The 8555-nt window shown below is 60.7% G+C and carries 5 protein-coding genes; 3 read left to right on the top strand and 2 right to left on the bottom strand.

The window, feature by feature from the left end; all coding sequences use genetic code 11:
- Positions 1 to 209: 209 nt before the first annotated feature.
- On the bottom strand, positions 210 to 2447 hold the full coding sequence (locus tag ACN0X0_RS22375) for an NAD-binding protein (RefSeq protein ID WP_417267415.1): 2238 nt from the start codon (positions 2445 to 2447) through the stop codon (positions 210 to 212).
- Positions 2448 to 2544: 97 nt separating this feature from the next.
- Here ACN0X0_RS22375 and ACN0X0_RS22370 point away from each other — a divergent pair, with 97 nt between their 5' ends.
- The 3 genes from ACN0X0_RS22370 to ACN0X0_RS22360 all read left to right on the top strand — a co-directional run bounded on the left by ACN0X0_RS22370 (position 2545) and on the right by ACN0X0_RS22360 (position 7739).
- Positions 2545 to 3096 (top strand): hypothetical protein, encoded by a 552-nt coding sequence (locus ACN0X0_RS22370; RefSeq protein ID WP_417267414.1) that lies wholly within the window; start codon positions 2545 to 2547, stop codon positions 3094 to 3096.
- Between the two features lie 114 nt (positions 3097 to 3210).
- Positions 3211 to 7098: an ankyrin repeat domain-containing protein gene (locus ACN0X0_RS22365; protein ID WP_417267413.1), complete on the top strand. Its 3888-nt coding sequence runs from the start codon at positions 3211 to 3213 to the stop codon at positions 7096 to 7098.
- The gene (locus ACN0X0_RS22360; RefSeq protein ID WP_417267412.1) at positions 7095 to 7739 is read left to right on the top strand and encodes a hypothetical protein; all 645 of its coding nucleotides are present in this window, start codon (positions 7095 to 7097) and stop codon (positions 7737 to 7739) included. The genes ACN0X0_RS22365 and ACN0X0_RS22360 overlap by 4 nt, the downstream gene beginning before the upstream one ends.
- 159 nt (positions 7740 to 7898) lie before the next feature.
- Here ACN0X0_RS22360 and ACN0X0_RS22355 read toward each other — a convergent pair whose 3' ends face one another.
- Positions 7899 to 8321: a transposase gene (locus tag ACN0X0_RS22355; RefSeq protein WP_417267411.1), complete on the bottom strand. Its 423-nt coding sequence runs from the start codon at positions 8319 to 8321 to the stop codon at positions 7899 to 7901.
- Positions 8322 to 8555: the final 234 nt, after the last annotated feature.

Below are 8555 nucleotides of genomic sequence, written 5' to 3'. Positions count from 1 at the left end.
TGACAGCTTCCGCTTCAAAGCAAGCTCAGCTGCGGCATCTGCTGCAAAGAAGAAGGAAACAACACACACCTTGACCCCAGCATGAACCAAAATCCATAATCAGAGGTGGCTCACTTCTCGGTGAAAATCAACACAGCGTCTCTCTGGTTGCAGATGATCGTTGCTCTAGAGGTGGGCAAAACGCCAAACTGAATGCGACGGGCTGCCTTTCAGTCAGACGACAGGCGGGTGACATCGATGATCAAACCGAGTTCGTGGGCCATCGCGAGCACGGCGCGGACTTCCGGTAGTATCGGGGAGCTGCGGGTCTCGGGGGTGGGCCGAAGTTCGCGAATCGGCGTCCCTAGTCGCAGATGCAGGCGACACGCCTGATCGCCGGCGCTCCAGCGTTTGACAACACTTTCCAGAGCTAAGAGCGCTTCGGGCGCCACGGCGTCAGGTCCGGCGCCCAGCGTGACTTCCAGTTCCGTTGCATCAGCCAGAGCCACGCCTTCGACCTTTTCCGGCGCGTCAAGCGTGACCCGGGCGACGTTGCGCCAGTGTGCCATGGGCGCGACCGTATCAGCCTCTCGGTCCAACAGCGTGCGCAAGAGTGCTAGGTCACTTGGTTTTTCGCTGTCCTCCAGCAGGTCGAAACGTTTCATCAGGTTGTGCCAGCGACGTTCGTTGTTTCGCTGTGCGTCATGCTCGGTCCCCTCGATGCGAGGCCCCTGCCGGAATCCCTCGATTGCGCGGTCGATCATCCAGCGTGCATGTTCTGCGCGAGCGCTCGCCAGTAACTGGGCTTCCAGCCCTGTGCTCGATTGCGCCGACCAATCGATTCCGGCTTTAGCGTTCGCAATTTTTGCCTGTGTTTGCTCGGAGAGGCGCGGCAACACGCCGTCGTCCATGCCGCGCCATTGCAAGCCGAGCGCCATGAGTTTTGTCGCCGCTTGCCGCGCGACGCGAAAGTTGGACCGCCGCGCGTGCTCCGGCAGATTTTCCCATTCCTTGTCCATCCGAGCCCGCGCAGCGGAGGCACTTTCCCCTTCACGGCGCGGGGCGAGGTAGGTCTTGTGGAGGTCTCGCGCCAGCGCCTCGGTCGCGGGCGCTTCCGACAAGAGCCGCGCCGCCGTCTTCCGTGCATTTCCGAAAGTGCGCAACAGGGAGAGCGGATCTTCATCGGCCAAATCGCCAGGCCCGATAACACGATCCCACAACCGAATATGGATAGGAACCGCGCGCCGACGCAAACGCTGCATGGCCATCTCAAGGCGCAGGCCCGCGCTGAGATTCACCAGATCGTGCCCACAAGCGAAGACGTAGGCGGTGGGTGGCGCTTCGGACGTATCCAGTGCTTCTAGGTCAGCGTCATTTTCCATGTCGAGCGTTTGCAGGTTTTTGGCCACAAAGCGGATATCCGGACGCGCTTCTTCAGGCAGGCTGTCGTCGACAAGCGTTGGATAGCAGGCCGCGAAACGTTGTTGCGCATGATCAGCTTCTCGATCCAACACAGTGATGCGCGGCGCGCCAATATTGGCAGCATAGGCGGTGAGCAGGCATTCGATCAGCAAGGCCTCGCCGTGGTCCCCGAGACCACAGAGCACGACATGCACACGGGGCTGCCCCAAATCGGCGGCCCGCTGAACAAACCGCGCCTGCACCATCAAGTCGCGCGCAATGCCGGTTTTGAGGCTGAAAGGCGTGAAGTCTTTCCCGCGCACAAACCCGAGATCGCGTGCATCCCCAAGGTCAGCCACAAGACGCGTGGAGGACAGATGCACATGTATTGCCGTCTCGGGCGCGTTGGTGGGAACGGTGCCAGGCCCGCTTGTCCGTCTTTGGGCATCGTTCAATACGGAGGCTGCAAGGACACCGATCTCGATGTTGGTCTCGTCGTTTCCACAGGCGACATAAACGTTCTGAGCCTTGTGCAGATAAGCAATGTCCAAAACGCGGCGCTCGCTTAGGTCGCCTTGGATAATCAAAAGGCCAACTGCATCGGCGAGGGCACGATCCGACGAATCGACTCTTTGGTCGACGGCCGTCACCAGCCTTCCTTCGGACACAAGGTGCCGGATAAGAGCTTGCCCGACGGCCCCGAAGCCAAGCACGACGTCCCTTTTTTCAGGATGGGTGATCTGCCAAGTTCTGCGAATTCCTAGACGGATGACGCTAGAGAAAGCATCTGCAACAGTCACAATCGTGACGAGCGGCGCGGCAATCCGTGCGAAATGGAGCCAAACATTTATTTTAATCTCGTCGCTTAAACGGTTGGGTTGATAAAACTCGCCCACAAACAATTGCATCGAGCGATAAACCGATTCCCAAGCGCTGACACCCGGAATCCGCAGGAAACCAATGAATCCAATTGCCCAGACAAGCAGTATTAATAGATACCAACCCCAACGGCCTAACCAACGTCGAAAAGCACTGCCGTTTCCCGGTCGCTCAGCCCTGTTTTTCATTTGCCCCTCGCGTCTTGCCTGCGACAACAATAAGGTGCGGCTGACTTCAGCGCCAACTTAAAAACGTGCGCTGGCGGGACCATTGAAGGAGTTAAACATGCGTGTCGCAGTGGCGGGACATCGGTGGAACCGGATCGATCCAGAGACTGAAGCGAAGCACCTGGCGGCGCTTTTGCGAAGTGCGATGGAAGCCTTACCCGGTTCGGATGGCACGGTGACTCTGGTAACGGGCATGGCGGAAGGCACTGACCTGACGGCTGCAGCAGTCCGACCCGCGCATTGGTGTCTTGAGGCGGCTCTGGCACTATCAGAGAGCTGCTGGAGGGATCACCTCGGCACGGCAAAAGGCGTACGGGAAGAAGACTTTAGAGCCTATGAAAGCTTGATCGAGTGCGCGAGCGTGGTTGTTCCTGGAAACGATCGCGGCACACCAGACTACGTGGCACTTGCGGCATACTTGACAACTACTTGCCACCACTTGTTGACAGTCTGGAACGGTGTGGATGGGCCCGCGGGCGGGACTTCTGACGTCGTGGCCCTGGCGAAGGACAGAGGCGTGCCTGTCGTCAACATATGGAAACCGCTCGCTGCCTTGCGCTCGCAGGCCGGAGGCTGCTCCGATATCAACCGAGGCGATGTTCCCGATTGAACGGCGCACTTCCGGGGTTGAGGTAGCACTTATTGACTAGGTTTCTGCGGACCCTTATCATGAGAAGGGGTTTCCGAACCCGCTTTAGCTAGGTTTCTCTGTAAAGGGCTTCGAATGAGATTCGATACGGAATTGTTTGGATCATACGTTTTTGTATCGTCATCAAACGATCTTCACGCCACCCGTGACCGGGTCGCACGAGACTTGGATTCCTGGTCGACCTCAAAAGGCATGCTGGACGTCGTAAGAACGTTCCGGTGGGAGGAAGACGCCGAAAAGGAGCACGGCCTCCTGAACTGGCGCGACATCCAGAGCCAGCTGCCCGATCCGGGGGGCGAGGATGTCGCTTTCACGCTCGGTCTCTTCGGCGAACGCTGCGGCTGGCCGCTGCCGGCATCGTTCTTCGAGGGCTGCTCTCCGGCAGAGATGTTTCCTCGCTGGATCGCGCGGACATACCGCCCGCTCTATCCTTGGCCTGACGACCCAGACGAGGTGAAAGCGGCACTCGCCGAGGGCTGCTTCCCCCTGACGGGTACCGTTTACGAGGTCCTCCGAGCGATCGAGGCGGCACGGGCGGGCGGTACCGGTCTCGCCGACGTGCTCGTGGCCTATATCGCCGACGCCGATGTGACCCGGACGACCGAACCGGACGACATCGTCTTCAACCACGAGGCTCTGCACGACTCCCTTCGGCTTGGGCCCGACGGACAGAAGCTGTCGCGCCGGGCGGCCGACGCGCGGCTCGCGGCCGAGTACTGGCCGCAGATCGCGATGTTGGTGAACTTCCTGAAGGCGCTGATCCTCGAAGAGGGCGTGCACGTGCACCGCGTCGCCTCGGAAGGGGCAATGGCCGACCTCGTGGCCGAGAAGACCCGCGCCTTCCTGTCAGAGCGGCTGACGCTGACCAGCGGCCGCAACCCCTACAAGGAGACGCTGGACTACTACGGCCTCGACGATCCGCAGGAGCTTCCGGGGCGCCGGACGCTCTCGGTCGACGTCAGCCGCCGGGTCTTCGCCGAACTCCGGCGCGGGCACGGCCCACGGGTCCGGCTGACCGGCAATAGCGGTTGCGGAAAGTCCTCGTTCCTGCGCCGCGGCCTCTTGGCCCAGCTCCGGGCCGAAGGGAAGGCGGGCGACCATCCCTGCCACGTCTTCGTCTTCCGTCCGACCGATCCCGTGCTGGCGCGGTACCCGACGCTGACCGAGGGGCTCTGGCGCGCGATCCTCGCCGCCTTATCCGACATCCGCGTGACCGAACCCTTCGGCGGGGCCGAACCCAAGCCGCGCGAGCTCGGCACCCGCCTGACCGCCGCCCTGATCGAGGCCGACCGCTATCTCTTCATCGGCACGGATCAGTTCGAGGAATGGCTGGACGAGTTGCATTCGGCGGGCACTGCAACGGCCCGGAAGGACGCTATCACGGCGATGCTGGACCTGCTCCGCGCGCTCCTCGACGGCGGCCGCACCGGGCTCGCGGTGACGCTCGAGGATCACCGCCGCGGCCTGCTCATGCAGCTCCCGGAGGGCCACTGGCTCAGGACCGAATGGCAGGAGGTGGATCTTTCGCTCACCCGCGCGACGGCCGAGGCGATCGTCACCGAACCGTTCTCCCGCGAGGGTCTCTCGCTCGACCGGCCGGTGATCGAGAAGATCATGGAGAGCTGGGAAGATCTCATCAAGGAATGCGGCGACCGTGCCTCGACACTGCCGCTCCTCGGGCTCTGGCTCAGCGAGTTCTTCGCGGCGCACCGGCACTGGGCGATCCGCCGCGACCGCCCCGGCATCAGCGACGAAATCAACGTCCCGGCCGGTGATTTCCGGCTGACACGCGAGAAGATCGGCGACTACGATCTGTCGATGCGGAACAAGATCACCGAGTTGGCCGAAAACGCCTGGTACACCGGCACAGGCGTCGATCCGCGCCTGCCCGGATTCAAGTGGGATGACCAGGTAAGCGATCTAGCCAATTTCTTGAACCCGTTCCTCGGGCTGACCGATGATGGGCAGACAATGCGACTCGTCTCTGCCCGACGGAGGCGGGGCTTCACGAGCAACGACCGACTGACCGAGGCGTTCTTGTCCGAGCGGCTGATGGTGCCGATCCCCGGATCCCAGCCCGAAATGATTCGGCTCGTCCACCAGAGCCTGATCGACCAGTGGACGCCCGCGCGGGAATGGAACGAGTCGAACCTCGACTACAAGAAGCGAGAGTTCCGGGTCCGCTTGCGCGACCAGATCGAGCGGATGTCGCCGCAGGCCGAGCGGCCCGCGGCGACGGAAGCCGAGATCGATGACGCAGCCGAGGTGCTAGCGAACCACCTCGGCTACTTCGGGCTGGATCCGTCCAGAGACGACTCCTGGGGAGCAGTCCAGAGCTACACACTGCGTGTTTTTGGGCAGTCCCGAACGCCGCGTGCGCTGATTGCATCTTCAAAGAAGGCGACGACCCATGTCCATGTCGCGGCAGCCTACGACATGGCCGACCTGCTCGAGACCTTCGTCGAGCTCGATCCCGAGTGTCTCGAGCTCAAACGCTTAGACGAGAGGCGGCCGATCCACATGGCCGCATGGCAAGCCCCGAACGCGGTGGAGTTCCTGCTGTCGCGCGGGGTGGCAGTGGACATCTGGGACAAGGAGGGATGGCCACCGATCGCGGCGCCCATCCAGACCGGGAACCGGCGGATCTTCGACATGCTGTTCTCTCGCTTCGCGAAGGATCCCAATGCTGCCATAACGCGCCACGGCATGACGCTCCTGCATCTGGCAGCGATCGAAGGCAACGAGGACGTGGTAGAATTCCTTCTATGTCTCGATAAAATCGATCCACTTAAGGACGACGGAAGCGGCGATACCGCGCTCAGTTTTGCAGTCCAAAGAGGGAGAGGGGGTATCATCGAGCGGCTTCGTTCGGCGGACGAGGTTAGGGGGAATAGCCGCCTCTTGGACATTGCAGCCGCCTGGGCAGAGTGGCCCACGGTGCGGCGCCTTCTTGAGACCGAGGGCCTGACCGACGACGATCTCCGGTCGCTCTTCCGGAGCAAGGCCTTGCACGACCAGACACCGCTCGCCTCCGCCGCTCGCTATGCGAACCCTAGCGTCGTCAAGCGGCTTCTAACCGAGTACGGCCGCTTTCACGATCCGTCGGAGCCGATCCATGCCGGCCAGTCGAAAGGCACGCTCCTGCACCTAGCGGTCTCGCCGGTGTATACCGTCCGGAACAGCCCACGCTACGAACTGCGGCTGGCTGAGGTGCTGCGCATCCTGCTCGACCCGCGGCACGGGATCGACCCCAACGCGAAGGACGCCGAAGGCCGGACGGCCTACGACCTGATTCCTGGAAGCGACCTCGCGCGGGACGTGTTTGTCGACTGCGAGCGCTTCGAGCGGGACTGGAACGCCCTGACCGACAAGGATCTCGACCGCGAGATCAATGCGAAGAGCGTCCAGCCCGGCATCCAACTGGCCCGGAATATACCCGAAAGCTTGCTGGCCCCGCTCGCCGAGGGCGGTTCGACTGGGCTCGAACTCTTGGCTAAACGTGGTAATCATTATGCAATTCAAGCATTTCTCGCGACCGATGTAGGGCAGAAGCAGGCGACTGATGCTCTTCTTCTACCAGTCGCTAACACGGGACTGTTCGGCGACCCGCGGCTAGTTGACGTACTCGGCGAATTTGTCCAACAGCGTCCCGGCGAGTTTCCTGAGACGCGCCGCGCTGTGGTGGCCGCCCTGATCGAAAGTGAGACGCCTCTCGCGGAGTTCTGGGACAACGGCATCGACGTCGTATCGATCCGCCGCGACGAAGCACTGCAGAGGACGCGCCTGCATTCTCTTGCCGAACTCAAGGACCTCGCGAAGTTTGAGCGCGTTGCGCGCCGTGCAATCGGCGAGCTGCCCCTCGACGGCTGGGGTCGTCGCCCGTCGGATCTCGCGCCGCGTGACATGCGCGCTTCGTTCCGCACCCTTGAAGACAAGTACTTCCCGACAGGAGACAAGACGTGACCGAATTCGCCCAGCGACTTATCGACGGAAAGGGCGAAAGCGTCCCGATCAACAATATCGAGCGACTGAAGACGGCAGCACCTTTCGATGGCGAGGGCAAGCTGACGGCCCGCACGCAGGTGTTCCGATACGACTTGCCATTCTACAAGGATGTCGAATTGATTGAGCTCCGGGATCCGTCTTGGACACCGGAGGAAACGCGAGTCTTCTTTCTTAGAAACGGCGACGAGCTGACCCGGCTCGACGGGACCTCACCACCGATCCACATGACAAACGCAGAAGGGCCGATAAGACTGAACGACGAGTCCATCACTGCCTACCTACATTTCTTTTGCTTTTTTGTGCGCGGTGAGGAAGGGCCCTTCCTTATATGTGAGGACGAGGCGAACCGCTACATCCCCGATGAAAGCCGCGAGAAGATTATCAATGTGCTTGAGCCGGTTAGCCACTTTGGTCGCTCGCCCGAGGGGCAGTTCCGGTTATCAGCATCTGTTTACTATTCTAACGCGATATTTCGTTCGGATTTTCTGGTTTCACCTAGCGGCATGCTGGAAATGTTGGAGGACAATCCCTTGGTCACGGATCTGCCGACTAAGGTTTTTGCTCCGATTACCGTCACCGGTTGCCGTGAGATGAATTGAATTTTTCCTCACAAAGAGCTTCAATCGCAGGTTAGTCGCTATTTGCGTCAAGAGAGGAACTGGCCGGGCAATACTTAGCCAATTGAGTTTTTGGCGCGGTGATCTTCCTGCCGGCGTGGGGCATCAAGTCTACTTCTTTGTCCTCACTAGGGTCAGGACTCATAGCCAATAGATGACGGTTGCGGCGAGTGCGATGGCTGAGAGGAAGACCTTCGGGCAGCGGTCATAGCGGGTGGCGACGCGCCGCCAATCCTTGAGCCTGCCGAACATGATCTCGATGCGGTTGCGCCGCTTGTAGGTCGCGTCGATCATGACCGTCTTCCGTTCGCCATGCTCGGCAGCCAGACCTGCCATGATCCGGGCGAAGACGCCCTTGTCGCTCCACCGCTTCCACCGGTTGTATAGCGTCTTGTGCGGGCCATAGGGCGCAGGCGCGTCACGCCAACGTAAGCAATTGCGATTGATGAAGATAATCCCGCTCAAGACGCGCCTATCATCAACGCGCGGCTTGCCGTGAGACTTGGGGAAGAAGGGCTCCAGACGCGCCATCTGGGCGTCGGTCAGCCAGAAGAGATCAAACATGTTCACCGCTCGTTTTCGAACCGTGAATCACGCCCCTACGCGGAAATCAATGGGCCCTTACCCTAGTATCATTGGTTTGGAGGTAGAGAAGGTTGTATATCAGGCCCATCCCCTCCGCCATTTTCCATGGCAACGCTTTGGTTTTTAAGAGAGTTTTCCGCTTAAATCCAAGCCGGCCTTTCAACGATTTTAAGTCGTTAGCCTCCAGCCCTTGTTTCGCAAGTTTTCAGGTCA

The sequence above is a fragment of the Celeribacter sp. genome, from assembly GCF_048270365.1.
Taxonomy (GTDB): domain Bacteria; phylum Pseudomonadota; class Alphaproteobacteria; order Rhodobacterales; family Rhodobacteraceae; genus Celeribacter.
This window is presented reverse-complemented; position numbering and strand designations above follow the sequence as displayed.

What these genes read in the sequence shown, in the direction of transcription:
- ACN0X0_RS22375 (WP_417267415.1), bottom strand. Translation starts at nt 2,447, where the DNA reads ATGAAAAACAGGGCTGAGCGACCGGGAAACGGCAGTGCTTTTCGACGT.
- ACN0X0_RS22370 (WP_417267414.1), top strand. Translation starts at nt 2,545, where the DNA reads ATGCGTGTCGCAGTGGCGGGACATCGGTGGAACCGGATCGATCCAGAG.
- ACN0X0_RS22365 (WP_417267413.1), top strand. Translation starts at nt 3,211, where the DNA reads ATGAGATTCGATACGGAATTGTTTGGATCATACGTTTTTGTATCGTCA.
- ACN0X0_RS22355 (WP_417267411.1), bottom strand. Translation starts at nt 8,321, where the DNA reads ATGTTTGATCTCTTCTGGCTGACCGACGCCCAGATGGCGCGTCTGGAG.